This is a genomic window from Virgibacillus oceani (assembly GCF_014638995.1).
Lineage (GTDB): Bacteria > Bacillota > Bacilli > Bacillales > Amphibacillaceae > Virgibacillus_E > Virgibacillus_E oceani.
In genome coordinates this window covers 1-20,738 of the sequence record NZ_BMFR01000027.1, presented here as the reverse complement: position 1 = coordinate 20,738, position 20,738 = coordinate 1, and the positions used below count along the sequence as shown (strand labels likewise).

The 20,738-nt window shown below is 39.1% G+C and carries 20 protein-coding genes and 11 tRNA genes; 28 read left to right on the top strand and 3 right to left on the bottom strand.

The features are described 5' to 3' along the window. Positions 1-28 precede the first annotated feature (28 nt). Positions 29-937, bottom strand: coding sequence for a DMT family transporter (locus tag IEV74_RS18570; RefSeq protein WP_188456850.1), 909 nt, complete (start codon positions 935-937; stop codon positions 29-31). Positions 938-1,221: 284 nt separating this feature from the next. Between IEV74_RS18570 and cshA the strand changes: the two genes are divergently transcribed. The 3 genes from cshA to IEV74_RS18555 all read left to right on the top strand — a co-directional run bounded on the left by cshA (position 1,222) and on the right by IEV74_RS18555 (position 4,794). Beyond that, the gene (gene cshA, locus IEV74_RS18565) at positions 1,222-2,709 is read left to right on the top strand and encodes a degradosome RNA helicase CshA (protein WP_229683252.1); all 1,488 of its coding nucleotides are present in this window, start codon (positions 1,222-1,224) and stop codon (positions 2,707-2,709) included. A gap of 191 nt (positions 2,710-2,900) precedes the next feature. After that, entirely contained in the window at positions 2,901-3,380 is a 480-nt protein-coding gene (locus IEV74_RS18560) for a PH domain-containing protein (RefSeq protein ID WP_188456849.1), read from the top strand. After that, on the top strand, positions 3,370-4,794 hold the full coding sequence (locus tag IEV74_RS18555) for a PH domain-containing protein (RefSeq protein ID WP_229683251.1): 1,425 nt from the start codon (positions 3,370-3,372) through the stop codon (positions 4,792-4,794). The genes IEV74_RS18560 and IEV74_RS18555 overlap by 11 nt, the downstream gene beginning before the upstream one ends. Positions 4,795-4,838: 44 nt before the next feature. Here the strand turns inward: IEV74_RS18555 and IEV74_RS18550 are convergent, their stop codons facing one another. Then, the gene (locus IEV74_RS18550; protein ID WP_308419019.1) at positions 4,839-5,582 is read right to left on the bottom strand and encodes a rhomboid family intramembrane serine protease; all 744 of its coding nucleotides are present in this window, start codon (positions 5,580-5,582) and stop codon (positions 4,839-4,841) included. Between the two features lie 180 nt (positions 5,583-5,762). Here IEV74_RS18550 and acpS point away from each other — a divergent pair, with 180 nt between their 5' ends. The 13 genes from acpS to IEV74_RS18485 all read left to right on the top strand — a co-directional run bounded on the left by acpS (position 5,763) and on the right by IEV74_RS18485 (position 16,890). Further along, positions 5,763-6,125: a holo-ACP synthase gene (gene acpS / locus IEV74_RS18545; RefSeq protein WP_188456847.1), complete on the top strand. Its 363-nt coding sequence runs from the start codon at positions 5,763-5,765 to the stop codon at positions 6,123-6,125. Positions 6,126-6,535: 410 nt separating this feature from the next. Continuing rightward, positions 6,536-7,450: a LolA family protein gene (locus IEV74_RS18540; protein ID WP_308419018.1), complete on the top strand. Its 915-nt coding sequence runs from the start codon at positions 6,536-6,538 to the stop codon at positions 7,448-7,450. A gap of 433 nt (positions 7,451-7,883) precedes the next feature. Continuing rightward, a complete protein-coding gene (locus tag IEV74_RS18535) occupies positions 7,884-8,171 on the top strand; it encodes a CopG family ribbon-helix-helix protein (protein WP_188456846.1) in 288 nt (95 codons plus the stop codon). Positions 8,172-8,175: 4 nt separating this feature from the next. After that, complete coding sequence (locus tag IEV74_RS18530) at positions 8,176-8,535, top strand: type II toxin-antitoxin system PemK/MazF family toxin (RefSeq protein WP_099156473.1); 360 nt, start codon at positions 8,176-8,178, stop codon at positions 8,533-8,535. A gap of 183 nt (positions 8,536-8,718) precedes the next feature. Beyond that, positions 8,719-9,588: an RsbT co-antagonist protein RsbRA gene (rsbRA, locus tag IEV74_RS18525; RefSeq protein ID WP_188456845.1), complete on the top strand. Its 870-nt coding sequence runs from the start codon at positions 8,719-8,721 to the stop codon at positions 9,586-9,588. Positions 9,589-9,593: 5 nt separating this feature from the next. Further along, positions 9,594-9,950, top strand: a complete 357-nt coding sequence (locus tag IEV74_RS18520; RefSeq protein WP_308419017.1) for an STAS domain-containing protein — start codon at positions 9,594-9,596, stop codon at positions 9,948-9,950. A gap of 2 nt (positions 9,951-9,952) precedes the next feature. Further along, positions 9,953-10,354 (top strand): anti-sigma regulatory factor, encoded by a 402-nt coding sequence (locus IEV74_RS18515; protein WP_188456843.1) that lies wholly within the window; start codon positions 9,953-9,955, stop codon positions 10,352-10,354. 127 nt (positions 10,355-10,481) lie between these two features. Continuing rightward, entirely contained in the window at positions 10,482-11,492 is a 1,011-nt protein-coding gene (locus tag IEV74_RS18510; RefSeq protein ID WP_188456842.1) for a PP2C family protein-serine/threonine phosphatase, read from the top strand. Between the two features lie 103 nt (positions 11,493-11,595). Continuing rightward, positions 11,596-11,928, top strand: a complete 333-nt coding sequence (locus IEV74_RS18505) for an STAS domain-containing protein (protein WP_188456841.1) — start codon at positions 11,596-11,598, stop codon at positions 11,926-11,928. Then, positions 11,928-12,404, top strand: a complete 477-nt coding sequence (gene rsbW / locus IEV74_RS18500) for an anti-sigma B factor RsbW (RefSeq protein ID WP_188456840.1) — start codon at positions 11,928-11,930, stop codon at positions 12,402-12,404. Before IEV74_RS18505 ends, rsbW begins: the two co-directional genes overlap by 1 nt. Further along, positions 12,376-13,167 (top strand): RNA polymerase sigma factor SigB, encoded by a 792-nt coding sequence (gene sigB / locus IEV74_RS18495; RefSeq protein WP_188456839.1) that lies wholly within the window; start codon positions 12,376-12,378, stop codon positions 13,165-13,167. The genes rsbW and sigB overlap by 29 nt, the downstream gene beginning before the upstream one ends. 2 nt (positions 13,168-13,169) lie before the next feature. Next, positions 13,170-13,757, top strand: a complete 588-nt coding sequence (locus IEV74_RS18490) for a SpoIIE family protein phosphatase (protein WP_188456860.1) — start codon at positions 13,170-13,172, stop codon at positions 13,755-13,757. A 958-nt stretch (positions 13,758-14,715) separates the two neighbouring features. After that, positions 14,716-16,890 carry a Tex family protein gene (locus IEV74_RS18485; protein WP_308419016.1) on the top strand — a complete coding sequence of 725 codons (2,175 nt, stop codon included), beginning with the start codon at positions 14,716-14,718 and terminating at the stop codon, positions 16,888-16,890. Between the two features lie 293 nt (positions 16,891-17,183). On the opposite strand, the gene IEV74_RS18480 is transcribed toward IEV74_RS18485, so the two are convergent. Next, positions 17,184-18,647, bottom strand: coding sequence for a catalase (locus IEV74_RS18480; protein ID WP_188456837.1), 1,464 nt, complete (start codon positions 18,645-18,647; stop codon positions 17,184-17,186). A 175-nt stretch (positions 18,648-18,822) separates the two neighbouring features. Between IEV74_RS18480 and IEV74_RS18475 the strand changes: the two genes are divergently transcribed. The 12 genes from IEV74_RS18475 (at position 18,823) to IEV74_RS18420 (ending at position 20,661) form a co-directional block, all read left to right on the top strand. Continuing rightward, a complete protein-coding gene (locus tag IEV74_RS18475; RefSeq protein WP_188456836.1) occupies positions 18,823-19,281 on the top strand; it encodes a SprT family protein in 459 nt (152 codons plus the stop codon). A 227-nt stretch (positions 19,282-19,508) separates the two neighbouring features. Beyond that, positions 19,509-19,583: transfer RNA gene (locus IEV74_RS18470), tRNA-Asn, on the top strand. Between the two features lie 3 nt (positions 19,584-19,586). Continuing rightward, a tRNA-Ser gene (locus IEV74_RS18465) sits at positions 19,587-19,677 on the top strand. Between the two features lie 7 nt (positions 19,678-19,684). After that, positions 19,685-19,756: transfer RNA gene (locus tag IEV74_RS18460), tRNA-Glu, on the top strand. Between the two features lie 30 nt (positions 19,757-19,786). After that, positions 19,787-19,863 (top strand) — tRNA-Asp (locus IEV74_RS18455). Between the two features lie 5 nt (positions 19,864-19,868). Next, positions 19,869-19,943 (top strand) — tRNA-Gln (locus tag IEV74_RS18450). Positions 19,944-20,024: 81 nt separating this feature from the next. Continuing rightward, positions 20,025-20,097: transfer RNA gene (locus IEV74_RS18445), tRNA-Lys, on the top strand. Positions 20,098-20,155: 58 nt separating this feature from the next. Further along, positions 20,156-20,238 (top strand) — tRNA-Leu (locus tag IEV74_RS18440). 61 nt (positions 20,239-20,299) lie between these two features. After that, positions 20,300-20,376 (top strand) — tRNA-Arg (locus IEV74_RS18435). Between the two features lie 6 nt (positions 20,377-20,382). Further along, positions 20,383-20,459, top strand: a tRNA-Pro gene (locus IEV74_RS18430). Between the two features lie 36 nt (positions 20,460-20,495). Continuing rightward, positions 20,496-20,569, top strand: a tRNA-Gly gene (locus tag IEV74_RS18425). 18 nt (positions 20,570-20,587) lie between these two features. Then, positions 20,588-20,661: transfer RNA gene (locus IEV74_RS18420), tRNA-Ile, on the top strand. Positions 20,662-20,738: the final 77 nt, after the last annotated feature.

The following is a 20,738-nucleotide window of genomic DNA, read 5'->3' as shown; positions in this document are numbered from 1 at the left end:
TAAATGATTGTTGAAATATTTTATATAACTATATTTTTTTCTGAGAAATCGTTACCTTCCGCTTTCTAGACGTACTCATGATGAATAAAAATAAACCGGATAATACGATTGTCCCGCCTAACCATTGTGATCCGGTAATTTGTTCATCAAGGATGAAATAAGCAAGAATGGATGCACCAATTGGTTCGAACACAATACCCATTGAGATTGTCGAGGTGCTTACCCATTTTATTGCCCAGTTGAACAATGTATGTCCAAAAAAAGTCGGGATAATTGCCAATGCAAGAAATGCCCACCAATTATTTGCAGGATATCCGAAAAATGGGTTTTGTAAAATCAGGTTGTATAGAATTAATGTAAGGGAGCTTATTCCGTATACAACAAAGGTATATGTCATTAACGATAAACGTTTTCTAGCGTTTTGTCCCATTAAAAAGTAGGCGGTTACGGTAACGGCCCCAAGTAATGCTAAAATATCGCCAAAGAAAGCCATCCCACTTATCCGGAAATCCCCCCAGCTGATGATGATGCTTCCTAATAATGCGATCACCATGCTGATCACCGCGCCTGGGGAAAAGCGTTCTTTAAAAAACAAATACGTTCCCAAAAAAGCGAAAATAGGCTGCAGCGTAACAAGAACAACAGAGCTTGCGACGGATGTATAATTTAATGATTCAAACCAGAGAATAAAATGAAACGCTAAAAATATTCCGGCAAATGTGCAAAGAATCCAGTCTTTTTTTTGAATCGTACGAAACTCATGGCGATACTTGATGAAAATATAAGGTGCCATAATAATAACGGCAAATAATATTCGATAATTTGCAATGATAGGAGCTGGTGCACTGTCTGCTAGTTTAACTAGGACTGCCGATGATGATACAGCTATTACCCCAATTACAACCGCTATGTATGGATTAAACGGAGGAATACGCATAAACAACCTCCCATGAAAATCATGTTTATAGTTATTTTACCATTATAGTTTACCATTCAATCGTTAAAAAATCATTTTAAGAATTAGTAGATATCGTAATGGGATATATGTTATGATAAAGTAACTGTTAATAAATGCATGAATTTTCAAGAGAGGCCCCCTTTCTGAGAAAGAAGGATGCCTTTTTTTATGGTAAAAATATAATATATATAACACTTAACTAGCTTTTATGCTTTTGGTTCATGCGAATAAATCTTTAAGGAAAAAAGGAGTAGACTATTAAGGTGACAACATTTTATGATTTAGGTATTTCCCAACCCATTATGAAGGCATTGGAAAAAATGGGTTTTGAGGAAGCAACACCGATTCAGGCACAGACAATTCCACTTGCTATGCAAGGGAAAGATGTAATTGGACAAGCACAGACCGGTACAGGAAAAACCGCCGCATTTGGTATTCCGATGATAGAAAAGATCGAGAAATCCACCCGTAAAATTCAAGGGTTGGTTGTAGCCCCGACACGTGAGCTGGCGATTCAGGTTGCAGAGGAAATAAATCGGTTAGGCAAATTTAAAGGGTTACGTACTTTGCCAGTTTATGGCGGTCAGCACATGGAAAGACAAATTCGTGCATTAAAGGATGGCCCGCATATCGTCGTTGCAACTCCAGGACGATTGCTTGACCATATGAGAAGGAAAACAATTCGTATTGATAACGTACAAACCGCTGTTTTAGATGAGGCCGATGAAATGCTTAACATGGGTTTTATCGACGACATTCGCGATATATTAAAAGGGATTCCAGAAGAAAGGCAAACATTGTTATTCTCTGCAACAATGCCAAAGGAAATTCGTGAAATTGCCAATACGTTAATGAAGAATCCGGAAGAAATTAAAGTTAAAGCAAAAGAAATGACTGTTGAGAATATCGATCAATATTTTGTAGAGGTTCCTGAAAAATATAAGTTCGATACGTTAAACAATCATTTGGATATTCATGCACCTGCATTGGCAATCGTTTTTGCAAGGACTAAAAAACGCGTGGATGAGATAACAGAAGGATTACAGGTTCGTGGATTCCGTGCTGAAGGTATCCATGGAGATCTGACTCAAGGCAAACGAATGTCAGTTCTTAACAAATTTAAGAATGGGCGCGTAGAAGTATTAGTGGCAACAGATGTGGCTGCACGCGGCCTGGACATATCCGGTGTAACACATGTATACAACTTTGATATTCCACAGGATCCGGAAAGCTATGTGCATCGCATTGGTCGTACTGGACGTGCAGGTCGTACCGGAGAAGCAATATCTTTCATTACACCTAGAGAAATAGCTCATTTGCATTTGATTGAAAAAGTTACTAAGAGTAAGATGAAACGTCTAATGCCGCCAACAAACCAGGAAGCACAACGCGGACAGCAGCAGGTAGCTGTTGATAAAATATTAAAAACAATTGAAAAGAAAGATTTAAATTCCTATCATCAAACAGCAAGCGAATTACTCCAAGAGAATGATTCAGTTACGATTATTGCTGCAGCGCTGAAGCTATTAACAAAAGAACGAAGAAATACACCTGTTCAAATTTCGTCTGTACAGCCAATTAGTGTTAAAAAAGCGCAGAGAAGCAAGGATAATGGCCGTCGTGGCGGCAAGCGCAATTACTATGGCAAAGGAAAAGGACGCGGTGGCCAAGGCGGACGCTCCCAAGGTGGAAGAAATCAAGGTGGCCGCAATCGTAAAGGTAACTTTCAAAAACGAAAAAATCGTGACTAATACTAAAAACAAAAGCTCCTAGCATACAGGAGCTTTTTTGATTATATAAGGCTACACTAAATAATTGTTGTTCGTATAAAAGGCGCAGACAGCGTCATTTGACATTGCTGCTAATTTTCTTAGGAAACCTTTCCGAAGATGCATTCGTATAACTGGTAGAGGTAGATGGTCCATCGAATGGAGGAGTTAATATGAGACAACCACCCAAGAACACAATTGCAAGGGATGCTGTGAAGGCTTGGAAAATTTCCGAAGCTATTTTTATGGGGATTGTATGGGCAGTAGTAATTGCGGGATTTATTGTTTCAATCATTTTTGATTTTCCACTCTGGTATATTGGTTTAGTGATAATCATTTGCAGCATCAGCACATATTTGTTTGTATTCGTTTTTCCAAAGGTTCGCTTTAAAAGATGGCGATATGAAGTGTTTGATCAGGAAATTTATATACAGCATGGAATATTTATTGTGACGCGTACGTTGGTTCCCATGATCAGAGTACAGCATGTTGATACAAAGCAAGGCCCCATTTTGAAAAAGTATCAGCTTGCGAGTGTTACGATATCAACTGCAGCAACCACACATGAAATCCCTGCCTTGTTAGAAGAAGACGCATCTACGCTTAGGGATAAAATATCAGCATTAGCAAGGGTGGATGAAGATGATGTTTGAGGAAAAGCGACTTCACCCGGCGGTAATTTTTTTCAACTTTATAAAAACGTTAAAAGAGGCGATATTTCCTATCGGTGCCGGTTTTTTTGCACTAAGGAATGAAGCATTTATTTATTTTATTCTAGCATCTGCGGTATTGTTGATAGGTTTGATTACATTTAGTATTTTATCCTGGTACCGCTATACATATCGAATAGAGGATGAAGAACTCAGAATTGAATATGGAGTCCTTGTTCGTAAGAAACGCTACATTCCGAAAAATCGCATTCAGTCGATTGACTTAACAGAAGGGATAATTCATCGCCTGTTTAAGCTTGTAAGCGTAAAAATCGAAACTGCGGGAAGTGGAACTGGGGCAGAGGCAGCATTAAAGGCGGTTAAACTAACGGAAGGTAAACAACTGCGGGAAGAACTAAAGGAAATCCCGGAACAAAAATCCATGCTTTTCGATGAACAAACAGATAACATACGTAAGCCTTCTGCTAAGATTGAGTTTAAACAGTTATTTTTAGCAGGAACAACATCGGGAAGCATTGGTATTATCCTAGCAATCCTTGCGTTTTTATTTTCCGAGATAGAGCAATTTATTCCGGATGCGTTTTATGACAATACGTATCAAATGATAATTAAGCTAAGTATTACGGTCATCATATTGCTTGCAATTGCCATTTTAGTGTTGATATGGCTGCTTGGAATTGCGGGTACGATGATAAAGTACGGGAATTTTACAATTACGAGAAATAATGATGAACTTTTTATAACGAGGGGTTTACTAGAGAAAAAACAGCTGACTATACCATTGAAGCGGATTCAGGCAATTGGAATTGATGAAAGTATTTTACGGCAGCCATTAGGGTACGCAAGCATATATGCAGAAGTGGCAGGAGGATCGTTGGAAAAGGGTGAGGATTTTTCCTCTGTACTATTCCCAATTATAAAAACTAGCAAGATAGATGCTTTTTTGCAAAAGTTTCTTCCAGAATATATTTCAAATAGGGATGATTTGGTTGAGTTGCCGAAGCGGGCTAAGAAATTTTATTTATTGCGCTCCATGTATCCGATTATTTTGCTGATTGCCGGGGTCGTATACTTTTGGCCGCAATTTAGCTGGATTCCGTTTATCCTATTAATTGCAAGTATGTACCTTGGATTTCTAAGGTTCAAGGATGGTGGTTTCTGCATTGATGATGAACAATTAACTATAAGGTATCGGCGGCTTAATCGAAAGACTGTTGTAGTTTTTCACAAAAGGGTTCAGTCATTTGAAATAAGTCAGCATAAGATTCAAAAAGAACAAAAACTTGCAACCCCTATATTATCGATTGTTTCCGATTTAGGTGGCAGACATTATAGAGTAAAGGATCTCGAAATTGAGGATGTAAACCGTCTGGCAGATTGGTATTCTTATCGTTAAACAACAAACAAGCCAACAGAAGTGATGATTCTGTTGACTTGTTTTTACAATATTCTACTCATGATTCCTAATAATACAAGAATTCCCAACACAATCCATATTGCTGTTTTTCCAGTTCCTCTAGGCAATACTCTCCTTTTATTCCATCGGTTAGAGTTAAATTGAACTGGGTTTCCATCATTTCTATTGGATTGATTGCGCCAAGGAGAAAATGGTTTCACATTTGATAATAGTATTCTTGCCAATGCAAATCCGCCAATAAATCCAAAAATATGTGCATAAATGTTTATTCCAGGACGCAAGAAGGTCATAATTAATCCTATAATGGAAATGACCATAACAATTTGTGCATTAGCTTGGTCGATTAAATCTTTTCTAAACAATACCATATATACATAGACCCCAAACAAACCGAATATAGCACCAGATGCACCAATATGGGAATAAAATGCGGTCGGTTCAATAAGATAGGTTGCAAGATTCCCTATGATTCCAGCTGCAAAATAGGCAACAAGAAACTTGAATTTTCCCAGCATTTGTTCTAAAGCTGGCCCGAATAATACGAGAGAGAATGAGTTAAATAACGCATGCATAAAATCACCGTGTAAAAAAATTGGTGTCACCAAACGCCAGTATTCCCCATTATGTATTCCTAGGTTGTATCCCGCCCCCCATTGAAAAAAACGGAGTCCAATTGGCAGCTGCAAGAAGTTTATAAAAAACCATAATGCTAGATGTATAATCACCAGGGTGGATACAATTGGATAAAATCGGATGAAATCTTTCAAATTTTTTTCCGTGCGAATGAACATAGTTATTCCCCTCAATATAAAATTGTTATTATTAGTTTAAGCAATATTATTTCATAGTATGACCATTATTAGAGTACTAAAAAACTAAAACACAATACAATAATAAGCTTATTATTGTTTAATCGTAATATTCCTTAGAAGAAAGGTTGGGCATTTATGATAAAAGGGATAGGAATTGACCTTATTGAATTAAACCGAATACAAGAGAAAATAGAACATAATGAGCGATTTATTAAACGAATTCTAACAGATAAGGAGCAAGAATTATATAGTAGTCTAACTGGTGTAATGCGCAAGGTTGAATATCTTGCTGGAAGGTTCGCGGCAAAAGAGGCATTTGCTAAAGCGGCAGGAACCGGAATTGGAAAGCTGAGTTTTCAGCATATCGAAATTTTGCCGAATGAACAAGGTGCTCCAAGAATAATCGTTCAAGGATTTAACGATGATAACATTTTTATATCCATCACACACAGTAAGGAGTATGCGATGGCTCAGGTTGTGATAGAAGATAATAACTAATAGGAGATTTTGCATATTTGTCAAGGTTGTCTCATATATTTTAGTGCGGGTAGGAGGGAACATAAGGAAGTTTCGCCACAAATTAATGTACGGGTTAAGACTGTGACAGTATGCATGAAATTTGTATGGATGGATAATATTTTTGACGTTAAAGCAAGGGGGGAAGAATGTGAGGTAGTAAAAATAGTACTAGCCATACGAAAAAGCATCTATGTTTAGTAATGCATGCTCGTTTTTATGCAGTCAGAGCAGTCTATTGTACATTTTTGTTAGTGATGGTGAGGTTCCCTTTGTCCTAATTGGAATTCTGTACGTGAGCAAGTGGATAGTGTATATTCTGATCCGCTTATTAATTCAGGCGATAAATAGTCTGTACTTAGTTCCGGAAATGAGACAAGGGAGATATGTCCATGAAAAAAACATTTGGTATCTGGATAGCAATTGCCTTTGGCCTAATCCTGTTACTAGCTGCCTGTGGTGAGAAATCCCAGGAAGATGTCGTGAAAAAATTAGAAGACAAGCTAGAAAATATGAACGGATATAAGGCTGCAGCAGAAATGAAAATGAACACTGGACCTGAAAGTCTAAAATACCAGCTCGATATTTGGCACAAGAAAAAGGACTTTTATCGGGTAGCGTTAAAAAACAATCAAGATGAAAAGGGCAATCAAATAATATTGAAAAATGAAGACGGCGTATTCGTCCTAACCCCTGCATTAAATAAAAGCTTCAAGTTTCAGCGGGATTGGCCGGAGAAAACAAGCCAGCCATATTTATTTCAGTCACTTGTACAAGATATTGTGAAAGATAACGAGGCTACATTTAAAGTAACCGACGCTGCATACGTCTTCCAAACAAAAACAAATTATCAAAGTAATAATAATTTGCCATATCAAGAAATTCATATTGATAAAAAATCGTATACTCCTAAACTTGTTAAAGTATTGGACAAAGATAAAAATGCGCTGGTTGAAGTGAAATTCAATAACTTTGATACAAATCCAAGTTTCAAGGGTGATGATTTTGCCTTGGAGAAAAATATGACAAGTGGTGCCACAGAAACATCAGCGTCTGCAAATGAAACCGTTGATCCATTTACAGTAGTGCTTCCAACTGAAACAACAGGAAGTGAATTGGCTGAAAAGAAGGAAGTAGACCTGGAAAATGGACAGCGGGTAGTTATGACTTATGAAGGTGAGAAGAATTTCACGTTAATTGAAGAGAAAAAAGAAGTAGTTCCAACACTCTCCTCCCCGCAAGAGGTAACTGGAGAAATTGTAAACCTCGGGCATACAATTGGGGCGATCTCTGATAACTCCATTTAATGGAGCAGCAATGGAATGGACTTTTACCTGGCTAGTGAAGATTTAACTAAAGAAGAACTAATTGAAGTAGCAAAATCTGTACAGGGAAAAGCAGTGAAATAAATGAATGCATCTCAAGCAGACTCTTAAGGAGAGGGGGTCTGCTTTTTATTTTTTTTACAAAAATAATCCATTTTAACAGCAACCCATCGGATAAGGTATAATCTTAGCAAATAAAGCAAAAACTACCATCAAGAAATTTTTTTACGATAAAATTGCATAATATTTATATCCTAAAATAAATATATATACCACGGTGATGAAAATTTAAACGAGAAAACCAGTTATTTTTTTAAAAATTTCTCCCCAAGCCTTTGCAAAGCATAGTGTACAATGATATGATAAAAGATGAATTTTATATCGGTCGTTCAACAGTTGGCGGAGGTGTATGGTTTTGTCAGAGAGCTTACAGGAAATTTTAGTAAGGTTACCAAAAAACCTGTTAAATGAGGTGGATGGATTAATGAAGTATGAAAATACAGATTTGAGTGACTTCATATGTCAAGCAACGAGAAACTATTTAGAATCCAAAAAAGATGAGCATATCCAACAGTTCCGCGAATCAATGCAAAAAGGATACACGGAAATGGCTAGAATTAATCTAACTATCGCTTCGGAGGCTTTTCAAGCTGAAGAGGAGGCGGAAAAAAACACCTTAGAGCGCTCTGTGATCGGGGTGTAACAATTTGATCGTTCAAAGAGGCGAAGTATATTTCGCTGACCTTTCCCCTGTAGTTGGATCAGAGCAGGGGGGCATACGCCCAGTGCTGATCCTGCAAAATGATATTGGAAACCGATTCAGCCCCACCGTGATTGTTGCAGCTATCACTGCACAGATTCAAAAGGCAAAACTTCCAACTCATGTAGAAATAAACGCAAAACGCTATGGCTTTGATCGCAATTCAGTTATATTGCTAGAGCAAATTAGAACATTAGATAAGCAAAGGCTAACAGATAAAATTACAAAGTTAGATAATGAAATGATGGATAAAATTGATCATGCATTGGAAATAAGCCTTGGACTAAAAGAAATGTACGGACAATAGTCAACCCCTTGTTAAATAGAAAACAGGGGTTTTTCTTATGGATAAAATCCCCCCTTACTGAACGAAACCCGGCTTTATGGTACAATAAGATAAGGAACAATGCATACAATCATTAAAATAATTTGCGCAATATTCGGGTACCATGTGACAATAGTAAAAACAGTTATTTTGGGGGGTTAACCAATGGACGGGAAATTCAAAAAGATTGTAATAGATAATAGCGATACAATTGTACATATGTGGCTGGACGAAGTTGATTCATTGAAGGATGGAAATTACACTTCATCCATATCTGACGAATTGTTTGAGAATACCAATAGGGAATTTGTTAATGTTATATTTTCAAGTATTCAAAAGCAAGGGGCTTCTATTTCTCTTGAGGAATTTTCTGAGAAACTAATAAACCTAGGGTGGCCGCTCAGTTATATTACAGATGGACTTCAAGTATTTAGAAGAGTTACGGTTGATTATATTCTCAGCCAATCTGATCAAGTTGATTCAACTTACATTTCCAATGTGCTGAAAAGTGTTGATATGTGGGTCGAGCCGATTATACGTCAGCTAGTAAATGAGTATTCAGGCAGCTGGGAGCATATCGTATCATTGCAGCGTGTTGCTCTTCAAGAATTATCTGCACCTCTCATCCCGGTGATGGATAGCATTACGGTAATGCCTTTAATTGGAACAATTGATACTGAACGTGCGAAATTAATTATGGAGAATTTACTTGAGGGGGTAATCAGGCATAATGCTGAGGTTGTATTAATCGATATTACAGGTGTTCCTGTTGTTGATACAATGGTTGCACATCATATTATTCAGGCTGCAGAGGCTGTTCGCCTGATTGGTTCAACCTGTATTCTCGTAGGTATTCGCCCTGAGATTGCTCAAACAATTGTAAATTTAGGCATTGATCTTGGTAAATTCCCAACTAAAAGCTCACTCCGAAAAGGATTTACCGCTGCACTGGAAATAACCAATCGTAAAGTTGTTGATTTAGATGGAAAAGAGGAAAGCATCGGAAGAATGTTAGATTCATTAAATGGGGAGTGATAAAATTGCGGATACCTATCTTGAAATTGCACAATTATTTATTAATCTCTATTCAAACAGAAATAGATGACCATACTGCAATACAATTTCAGGAAGACCTATTAAGTAAAATTCACCAAAGTGGTTCTTCTGGCGTTGTGATTGATTTAACATCCGTGGAAATAATAGATTCATTTATTGCAAAGGTTTTGGGCGACGTTGTTACTATGTCAGATCTTATGGGGGCAAAGGTAGTATTAACAGGCATCCAACCAGCAGTTGCCATGACATTAATTGATTTAGGTATTCATCTAAAAAATGTACCAACTGCATTAGATCTAGAGCAGGGCCTAATTAAACTACATCAGGAATTGGGGGAATAATTATGGGTCTCCAATCCTGTGTTAACATCAATAAGGAATGGGATATCGTTGGAGCACGCCAGATGGGTCGTGATATCGCAAGGGAAATTGGATTCGGAACGGTTGACCAGGCTAGGATCGCAACTGCAATTTCAGAACTAGCCCGCAATATTTATTTATATGCTGAAACAGGACAAATTTGTTTTGAAGTAATTGATAATATCAACCAAAAAGGTATAAGCATGATCGCGATTGATTCAGGACCTGGAATTCGGGATATTAGCCAGGTTATGGAAGATGGCTTTTCAACATCCGGTGGTTTGGGTGCTGGGCTTCCAGGTGTAAAACGTCTGATGGATGACTTCGATATTAAATCAGAAGAAGGCAAAGGTACTGAAATTAGGGCGCTGAAATGGGTAAGATAAGACCTGGCAAACTTAATAGTTAAAATAAAAGGAGGCTGTCTTACAAGTGGGGAATCATACTTATTGGGACAGCCTTTAACAAATAAAATAAACCCGAATGGAAAACTCCATAATAAGGGGAGTGCTTATGGACACTGTAAATTTAGATGCAGCCAATTATAAAGATTTATTAAAACGGTATATTGATACTCAAGATGAACAATCGTTGTATGGAGCTGAGCAGATCAGTAAATTATTTATAAAAAATAATGTGCCCCCAGAAGAAATTATAAATTTGCACATTCAGGCATTATCAGAATTGTATCCTAACCTATCTGAAAAAACAGGGCATTCCATGAATTTTCTTTTGGAAACAATGATTTCGTATGGTATGGCACACCAGGAATATCAAACGTTACGAGAAAAACAGCTGGAATTAAAAACAGAGATAGCTGTAGCCGCTGGGATGCAGGAAACACTGCTTGCAACAACAAAACCTTCAATTGATGGTCTGGACATTGGTGTAATAAGTGTACCGGCACACCAAATGAATGGTGACTACCACCACTTTATTAAAGGAAGGGATGGGTCACTTGGTGTTGCTATAGCCGATGTGATTGGTAAAGGAGTACCAGCAGCGTTATGCATGTCAATGATTAAATATTCGATGGATAGCTTGCCAGAAGAATCGATGAGTCCAAAGGCCATTTTGGAAAACTTAAATCGAGTTGTTTTTCGCAATGTTGATCCGAGTATGTTTATAACTATGTTTTATGCACAATTTATACCATCTGAACAGAAGCTGCGCTATTCCTCCGCAGGACATGAGCCGGGCTTTTATTACCGTAAAAAGGAAGATACTTTTGAAGAAATAGAAGCTAAAGGTCTTGTGTTAGGTGTTTCCTCAGATGCTAATTACGAACGATATGAACAGCGTGTTGAAAAAGGGGATATGGTTATCCTGCTGACGGATGGTGTCACGGAATGCAGGGATGGTGATCGTTTTATCGAGAGTGAGGAAGTGCTGGAAGTTATTAAAGGCTATGCCCATTTACCTGCCCAGGACATTGTTGATCACGTTTATAAACACTTTGAACGGTTACAGAATTTTCAATTACGGGATGATTTTACCTTAATCATATTACGCAGAGAAGTTTAACTATTTTTTTAGCAGGGAATATACACATTATAAGCGTATATTCAAATTGTAAAATTATGATCGATAGACATGTTCGTAAGTTTTCATTATGGAGGATGGTTAAATGAATTTAGCAATTGAGGTAACAGAAGAAAATATTAAGTCAATAGTCTCGTTGTCAGGTGAAATTGATGCATATACTGCTCCACAATTAAAAGAAGCCCTATTGCCATTGACAAAAGCAGATGGTCAAATAGTTGAGGTTGATCTTGAGAATGTAAACTACATGGATAGTACGGGATTAGGCATTTTTATAAGTGCATTAAAATCCTCGAAAGAAAATAATAGTCATCTCAAATTAATCAATTTGCAAGACCGTGTATATCGTTTATTTAAAATTACAGGACTAATCGAAATTATAGATATTAAGGCAGCGATAAGAGGTGGAAGTGAGTGATGGAAAAATTCGATTTTATTGAAATGAAAGTTCCCGCGAAAGCAGAATATGTTGGGGTAATTCGATTAAGTATCTCTGGAGTTGCTAACAGAATGGGTTTTTCCTATGAGGATATAGAGGATCTGAAAGTCGCTATATCAGAAGCAATAACCAATGCAGTCACACACGCGTATAATGATGAAGACGAGGGTGAAGTGACAATTGGGTTTGGAGTATATGAAAATCGTCTTGAAATAATGGTGGCTGATCACGGTGGAAGCTTTGATTTGAATGAAGTCAAAGGAGGAATCGGTCCATATAACCATACAGAATCCGTCGAAAACCTTCGAGAAGGAGGCTTTGGACTTTTCTTAATTAATGCCTTGATGGACAAGGTGGAGATTAACAATAACCATGGTGTTATTGTTTTAATGACGAAGTACCTTCAAGAAACCGAGGTGGATTTTGATGACGACCAAATCTCAACCACACAATAAGGGAAGAGACGAGGTTTACCAATGGATTGAACATTTGCAAAGCCAGCCAGCTGATGAAGAAATACAGGAGAAAATTGTTCTTACTTATAAAGACCTCGTAGAATCAATTGCTCGAAAATATTCTAAAAATAGCAGTATTCATGAGGATTTGGTCCAAGTGGGCATGATTGGCCTACTAGCAGCAGTCAAACGATATGATGCGACATTTGGTAAATCATTTGAATCCTTTGCAATACCAACGATAATTGGCGAAATTAAACGGTTTATCCGTGATAAAACATGGAGTGTTCATGTACCGCGGCGCATTAAAGAGTTGGGGCCAAAAATAAAAAAAGCCGTTGATGAATTAACGACAATGAATCAAAAATCTCCAACAGTACCGGAAATAGCCGACTATCTAGATGTTTCGGAAGAAGATGTATTAGAAACGATGGAAATGGGGAAAAGTTATAAAGCTTTATCCGTTGATCGTAAAATAGAGGCAGATTCTGATGGCAGCACGGTAGCTATACTGGACCTTGTCGGAAACGAAGAAAATGGCTACGAAAATATTGATCAAAAAATGTTATTAGAGAAGATTATGCCTATTCTATCCGAACGTGAACAACAAATCCTGCAATGTACCTATTTTGATAATAGAAGTCAAAAAGAGACCGGGGAATTATTAGGTATTTCCCAAATGCATGTTTCGAGATTACAGCGTCGTGCACTAAGGAAGCTTCGTGAAGCAATTCAATCCGAAAGCTCGGAGGTTTTGGATTGAATATGGATAAAGTACAAGTAGCTGTTTACCAAAAAGCAAAAAAAGGGAACTATCATTGCGGAGACAGTTACTACTATTCAGAATCCAAAAATGAATTTATTTGTGCATTGGCAGATGGATTAGGCAGCGGGGAATTTGCAAAAGAATCCTCCCAGGCAGTGGTTGATATTATAAGAAATAATGTTGATGCGTCAGTTGAACAATTAATAAAAAAGAGTAATGAGCAGCTTTTGGGTAAACGCGGGGTCGTATTAGGTATTTTAAAAATAAATTATCTGTCCAACCGTTATTCGTTTTCCTCAATCGGAAATATTGGGGTAATGACAATAACAGCAGACGGCAAGAAGAAGCGTAACATTCCCAATGCGGGATATTTAGCAGGCTATCATCGTCCGTTTAAAGTCGTTACTGAAAAAATAGAACCTGAAATGAATTTCATTATGTTTTCGGATGGCGTAACAGATTCAGACTTATCACAAAGATACTTTTTAAATAAAAAGGTAGATGACATTACAAAATCATTTGCACATGTAAGCGGAGAAGCAAGAAATGATGATACAACATTAATTGCAATGCGATACGTTGGATAAGAGGGCCGGCATTTGATGTCGGTCTTTTTGATGGTTTAATTTTTGAGAGATGTAGTGTAATGGGCGCCATCGTGCAGAACTCGAGCGAGAATCCGCTGCACTCGAGCGAGAACCCACCGCACTCGAGCGAGGATCCGCTGCACTCGAGCGAAGATTCGCTGCACTCGAGCGAGAACCGTCTCACTCGAGCGAGGATCCGCTGCACTCGAGCGAGAACCCACTGCACTCGAGCGAAGATCCGCTGCACTCGAGCGAGAACCCGTCTCACTCGAGCGAGGATCCGCTGCACTCGAGCGAGAACCCACCGCACTCGAGCGAGGATCCGCTGCACTCGAGCGAGAACCCGTCTCACTCGAGCGAGGATCCGCTGCACTCGAGCGAGAACCCGTCTCACTCGAGCGAGGATCCGCTGCACTCGGGCGAGAACCGTCTCACTCGAGCGAGGATCCGCTGCACTCGAGCGAGAATCCGTCTCACTCGAGCGAGGATCCGCTGCACTCGAGCGAGGATCTGCTGCACTCGAGCGAAGATCCGCTGCACTCGAGCGAGGATCCGCTGCACTCGAGCGAGAACCCACTGCACTCGAGCGAAGATCCGCTGCACTCGAGCGAGAATCCGTCTCACTCGAGCGAAGATCCGCTGCACTCGAGCGAGAACCCACCGCACTCGAGCGAGGATCCGCTGCACTCGAGCGAGAACCCACCGCACTCGAGCGAGGATCCGCTGCACTCAAGCGAGAACCCGTCTCACTCGAGCGAGAACCGTCTCACTCGAGCGAGGATCCACTTCACTCGAGCGAGAATCCTCACATTATATTTAAGAAAAAATAACGCATTTTATGGAAACTCCGAAATTAAAGGGAACGAAATTTACGAGATAGTTCTTTTAAATAGGCTGTTATTGGGAAAACATCGGTTACTTTGGTAAACTGAAAATGTATGTAAAGGAGGCAGCAACTGTGAACGTTGAATTAGAGCAAAATCTGACCGAATGGGTGGCAAAAGAAACCCAGGTAAAAACAACCATCGTAAAAACAGTTATTGGACTAATGGATGAGGGCAACACAGTACCGTTTATTGCCCGATATAGAAAAGAGCAAACTGGAGGACTTGATGAGGTACAAATCAAGGCAATTCAGGACAAATGGCACTATGCAGTTAATCTAGCAGAACGTAAACAAGAGGTTATTCGTTTGATTGACGAACAAGGTAAGTTAACCGATGAACTTGAAAAGGAAATTACGGAAGCTGTTCAATTGCAGCGGGTAGAGGACCTATATCGCCCATACAAACAGAAACGCAGAACCAAAGCAACAATTGCCAAAGAAAGGGGATTGGAGCCGTTAGCTGAATTAATATGGAGTCAAGGGTCTTTCGATATTTCAACTGAAGCAGAGAAATATTTATCTGAAGAACATGAATTACATACAATAGAAGATATTCTAAGTGGCGTCAATGATATATTAGCCGAGTGGATTTCCGATGATCCTGAATATCGTGATTATATTCGGGATGAAACATATAAACGCGGAACCGTTCATTCTGAGGTAAAATCAGCTGAACTGGATGAAAAAGGCGTTTATGAGATGTATTATGATTATGATGAAAGCGTCAGGTCGATGGTATCACACCGTATCTTAGCCTTGAATCGCGGGGAGAAAGAAGATGTACTAAAAGTTTCAATCGAGCCACCTATGGAACGAATTGTCCAATTCCTAAAGAAAAAGGTTATTAAACCAAAAGCTGATCAAGGTATAGTTGATATTTTAAATGCAGCGATTGAAGATAGTTACAAACGTTTAATTCAGCCATCGATTGAGCGTGAATTACGTAATGGTTTAACGGAAAAAGCGGAAGAACAGGCGATTGATGTTTTTTCTAAGAACCTGAAAAACTTATTGCTGCAGCCGCCGCTGAAGGGGAAAACAGTACTTGGTGTCGATCCAGCGTTTAGGACTGGCTGCAAGCTTGCTATAGTTGATGAAACAGGTAAGGTTCATTCTGTAAGTGTAATGTACCCAACTGCACCTAAGCACGATACGGCTGGTGCAGAAAAGATTGTAATGGAATTCATTAATACGTATAAAGTGGAGCTAATCGCAATTGGAAATGGTACAGCCTCACGTGAAACTGAACAATTTATTGCAGATGTGATTTCAAAGCATAAGCTTAATGTACCTTATATTATTGTTAACGAAGCTGGTGCTAGTGTTTACTCTGCATCTAAATTAGCGCGTGAGGAATTCCCGGATTTACAAGTTGAAGAAAGAAGTGCCGCATCTATTGCTCGGCGTGTCCAGGACCCACTTGCCGAACTTGTGAAAATTGACCCAAAATCAATTGGGGTGGGACAATATCAGCACGATGTTAGTCAAAAGTCTTTGAATGAATCATTATCATTTGTTGTTGAAACGGCTGTTAATCAGGTAGGGGTAAATGTTAATACAGCATCATCCTCTTTATTGCAATATGTTTCGGGATTAAGTAAAACAGTAGCAGCTAATATTGTTAACCAGCGTAATGAGGAAGGGAAATTTACGAATCGTAAACAATTGAAAAAAATACCCCGATTAGGTGCAAAAACGTATGAACAAAGTATAGGCTTTTTACGCATTGTTGATGGGGAACACACATTAGACCGCACACCGATCCATCCAGAAAGCTACAATCAGACAACAGATCTTTTAAAAATGCTCGGTTGTTCACTGAATGATATCGGTACCGATACGTTGCAAGAAAAGCTAAAGACAGTAAATAAAAAGGAAATAGCGGAAAAACTTGATATTGGTGAACTGACACTAATTGATATTATGAGTGCGTTAAGTCGTCCCGAGCGTGATCCGCGTGATGATTTGCCAAGGCCGTTGCTGAAACAAAATGTTCTTACAATGGAAGATTTACAGCCTGGAATGGAAATGCAGGGGACTGTAAGAAATGTGGTGGATTTCGGAGTTTTTGTTGACATTGGTGTAAAACAGGACGGTCTTGTTCATATCTCTAAGATGTCAAATCAATTTGTAAAGCATCCAATGGATATTGCGGCAGTTGGTGATGTCGTTACAGTTTGGGTTGAGCAAATTGACTCCAATAAAGGCCGTATTGCCTTGTCAATGGTTAAAAGTGAAAATAATTAATAGGAAGGGCTAGTTGCTGTTTGTGGCACCTAGTCTTTTTTTAGCCGTTTGGATAATGGAACAACAACAACTGTTGGAATCATGTTCTGTTTCGGTGGTAAAGATGCAGCGGGTTTTTATTAGTACAATTAAGTTTATACGTATTTCCGTTTAATCCTGCTCAATGGTATTTTTATATTTTTCAGGAGAGTCCAGAATTTCGTACACAGTTCAAATGACATGTCTACTTTTCTTATAACAAATAAAGAATAGTGCTGAAAGGGCACTATTCTCTATTTTAATTGCTAGGTGATTTATTTTACGCCTTCTGGAACACGCAAGCCTAATCCTTGAGCGATTCTTTCGCCCCATTCAGGATCAGCTTTGTAGAAATGTTCGATCTGACGCAATTTGATTTCATCGCTTTCCACTGGCTTCATATGGTTAATAAAGTTCTGAATCAAACGGTCTTTCTCATCAGCACTCATCATACGATAGAGATCGCCAGGTTGTGTATAGTGATCCTCGCTATCGTAAGCAACACTATCAGCCTCGCCCATTATCTCAAATGGACTGCTTTTCTTCGTTTGATCTTCTGCAGGACCGTTTATGCTGTTTGGTTCATAAACTGGAGAGCTTCCACCATTTCCATCAACAGCCATATACCCATCACGCTGATTATTATTTACCTCATTAACAGGACGGTTAACTGGGATTTGCTGGTGGTTAGCGCCTAAACGATAACGATGGGCATCTCCATAGCTGAAAATACGTCCCTGAAGCATTTTATCAGGTGATGCCTCAATTCCAGGCACGAAGCTACCAGGAGTGAATGCTGCTTGCTCAACTTCAGCAAAGTAGTTTTCAGGATTGCGATTTAGCACCATACGACCCACTTCGATGCGCGGATAGTCCTTTTTGGAAACTGTTTTTGTAACATCAAATATATCCCATTTATACGTTTTATAATCCTCGTAAGGTATGATTTGAACGTATAATTTCCATGCAGGGAAGTCACCCTGATCAATAGCATTGTATAGATCCTCTGTATGGTAATCAGGATTTTCTCCGGCAAGTTTCTCTGCTAAATCCACATCAAGTCCTTTTACTCCTTGTTCACTAACAAAGTGATATTTCACCCAGAAAGCTTCTCCTTGATCATTAACCCATTTATATGTGTGACTGCCATATCCGTTCATATGACGGAGTGTTGCAGGTAAGCCGCGGTCGCCATGTAACCAGGTAATTTGATGAAGTGACTCTGGTGATAATGACCAGAAATCCCATACCATGTTAGGGTCTTTTAAATGTGTTTGCGGATGACGTTTTTGAGTATGGATAAAATCAGGAAACTTAATTGCATCACGAATAAAGAAAATTGGTGTATTGTTACCAACTAAATCATAGTTTCCCTCTTCTGTATAAAATTTAACTGCGAAACCACGTGGGTCACGAACAGTATCAGCGGATCCCAGTTCTCCAGCTACCGTAGAAAAGCGGATGAACATATCTGTGCGTTTACCAGCTTCACTCAAGAAATCAGCTTTTGTATATTTTGAAATCTCATCGTTCGTAACCTCAAAATATCCAAACGCTCCTGCGCCTTTTGCATGAACTACACGTTCAGGGATACGCTCTCTATTAAAATGTGCTAGTTTTTCCAGCAGATGAAAATCCTGAATTAATACTGGACCGCGGGAGCCGGCAGTAACAGAGTTCTGGTTATCTCCAACTGGAATTCCTGCTGCAGTAGTTAGTGTTTTTCTATTATTACTCAATGTAAATCCCCTCTCCTCATATAAATTAAATCTCTCAAATACAATTATAATATAATCTATTTAAAAATCAATATTTAATTATAATGAGTTTAATTAATAGATTTTTTGATAAAAGCATCTTATTTACTTTTATATGCTATGCTAAAATAAATTATGATCTGTAAGGGTGTTTCGAATGAATCTCTTAAATGATAGTGAATTGTTTAATTTAGTTAATAATCTTTCAATAGAATTCTTTCACAAACCGTTTATCCATGATGTAACATTTAATACGCGCTTGAGAACAACAGGTGGCCGCTATATTCCATCAAAAAAGAAAATTGAATTAAACCCTAAGTATTTTATTGAGATGGAAGAAAACGAGTTTATTGGTATTGTTAAACATGAATTGTGCCATTATCATCTTCATATAGAAGGGAAAGGATATAAACATAGTGACCTTGAGTTTAAACAATTATTAAAAGCTACTGGTTCGCCCAGGCATTGTAACCCTTTGCCATCATCTAAAAGGGAATATAAACATTATTATAGATGTAAGGACTGTGGACATATTTATAAGAGAAAAAGAAGGATTGATGTCGGCAGGTATAGATGCGGGAGCTGCAAAGGGAAATTAGTTGCGGAAAGAAATTAGCTTCATATAAAATGGTTGCAGAAAATGATGATAAGTGTAAAAAACGCTTAATAAACCATTGACGAATGATGGCTTCCATGTTAAATTAAATAAGCCCTTTAAAAAGAGTGTACATAAGGGATAAAAATTAATATTTTTTGCGAAAAGTAATTGACAAAGAATTGATATTATTGTATTATATTTTTCGTCGCGATTATTTTGTATGTGTCGTGAGATATACTTATTATTCCACAGTAGCTCAGTGGTAGAGCTATCGGCTGTTAACCGATCGGTCGTAGGTTCGAATCCTACCTGTGGAGCCATACGGAGAAGTACTCAAGTGGCTGAAGAGGCGCCCCTGCTAAGGGTGTAGGTCGTGTAAGCGGCGCGAGGGTTCAAATCCCTCCTTCTCCGCCATTTTATTGGCCCGTTGGTCAAGCGGTTAAGACACCGCCCTTTCACGGCGGTAACACGGGTTCGAATCCCGTACGGGTCATCTTTTTTCTATAAATAAATGATACGGTTGGGTCCGGTAGTTCAGTTGGTTAGAATGCCTGCCTGTCACGCAGGAGGTCGCGGGTTCGAGTCCCGTCCGGACCGCCATAAGTTGGGCTATAGCCAAGCGGTAAGGCAGCGGGTTTTGATCCCGTCATTCCCAGGTTCGAATCCTGGTAGCCCAGCCATTTTTATTTGTAAAGAAGACGCACTGCGATTGACGAAGCTCGTAATTGGGTGGCGCATATAATAGATTAGTAATTCATCATGAGCCATTAGCTCAGTCGGTAGAGCATCTGACTTTTAATCAGAGGGTCGAAGGTTCGAATCCTTCATGGCTCATCAAACTGAAATAAATTATGCTGTGTATATTCTTGGTGTTTTATTTTGTCAAGCTTACGCGGTCGTGGCGGAATGGCAGACGCGCTAGGTTGAGGGCCTAGTGGGGGCGACCCCGTGGAGGTTCAAGTCCTCTCGGCCGCATCGAAAATAATACTTGCAATGATTGTTTGTATGTGTTATATTTGAAAACGTTGCTTCTGAAGCGCCCGTAGCTCAATTGGATAGAGCGTTTGACTACGGATCAAGAGGTTAGGGGTTCGACTCCTCTCGGGCGCGCCATTTTATCGGGAAGTAGCTCAGCTTGGTAGAGCACATGGTTTGGGACCATGGGGTCGCAGGTTCAAATCCTGTCTTCCCGACCAGCGAGACACATAGATTATGATTTTCTTATTTTAAATGCGGGTGTAGTTTAGTGGTAAAACCTCAGCCTTCCAAGCTGATGATGTGAGTTCGATTCTCATCACCCGCTCCATTATAACTTGATTATGTTGGGCCTGTAGCTCAGCTGGTTAGAGCGCACGCCTGATAAGCGTGAGGTCGGTGGTTCGAGTCCACTCAGGCCCATTTTGCTCCTTGAAAACTGAACAAAACAACCAGTATGTCAAGAAAAACATTCATGTTTTTCGAATAAAACAGATTAA

Excerpts from the sequence above, each read along its gene's own strand:
- IEV74_RS18505 (WP_188456841.1), top strand. The coding sequence starts at position 11,596 with ATGAATTTAGCAATTGAGGTAACAGAAGAAAATATTAAGTCAATAGTC.
- sigB (WP_188456839.1), top strand. The coding sequence starts at position 12,376 with ATGACGACCAAATCTCAACCACACAATAAGGGAAGAGACGAGGTTTAC.
- IEV74_RS18475 (WP_188456836.1), top strand. The coding sequence starts at position 18,823 with ATGAATCTCTTAAATGATAGTGAATTGTTTAATTTAGTTAATAATCTT.
- IEV74_RS18515 (WP_188456843.1), top strand. The coding sequence starts at position 9,953 with ATGGGTCTCCAATCCTGTGTTAACATCAATAAGGAATGGGATATCGTT.
- IEV74_RS18510 (WP_188456842.1), top strand. The coding sequence starts at position 10,482 with ATGGACACTGTAAATTTAGATGCAGCCAATTATAAAGATTTATTAAAA.
- IEV74_RS18570 (WP_188456850.1), bottom strand. The coding sequence starts at position 937 with ATGCGTATTCCTCCGTTTAATCCATACATAGCGGTTGTAATTGGGGTA.
- IEV74_RS18490 (WP_188456860.1), top strand. The coding sequence starts at position 13,170 with ATGGATAAAGTACAAGTAGCTGTTTACCAAAAAGCAAAAAAAGGGAAC.
- rsbW (WP_188456840.1), top strand. The coding sequence starts at position 11,928 with ATGGAAAAATTCGATTTTATTGAAATGAAAGTTCCCGCGAAAGCAGAA.
- IEV74_RS18540 (WP_308419018.1), top strand. The coding sequence starts at position 6,536 with ATGAAAAAAACATTTGGTATCTGGATAGCAATTGCCTTTGGCCTAATC.
- IEV74_RS18560 (WP_188456849.1), top strand. The coding sequence starts at position 2,901 with ATGAGACAACCACCCAAGAACACAATTGCAAGGGATGCTGTGAAGGCT.
- acpS (WP_188456847.1), top strand. The coding sequence starts at position 5,763 with ATGATAAAAGGGATAGGAATTGACCTTATTGAATTAAACCGAATACAA.
- IEV74_RS18555 (WP_229683251.1), top strand. The coding sequence starts at position 3,370 with ATGATGTTTGAGGAAAAGCGACTTCACCCGGCGGTAATTTTTTTCAAC.
- rsbRA (WP_188456845.1), top strand. The coding sequence starts at position 8,719 with ATGGACGGGAAATTCAAAAAGATTGTAATAGATAATAGCGATACAATT.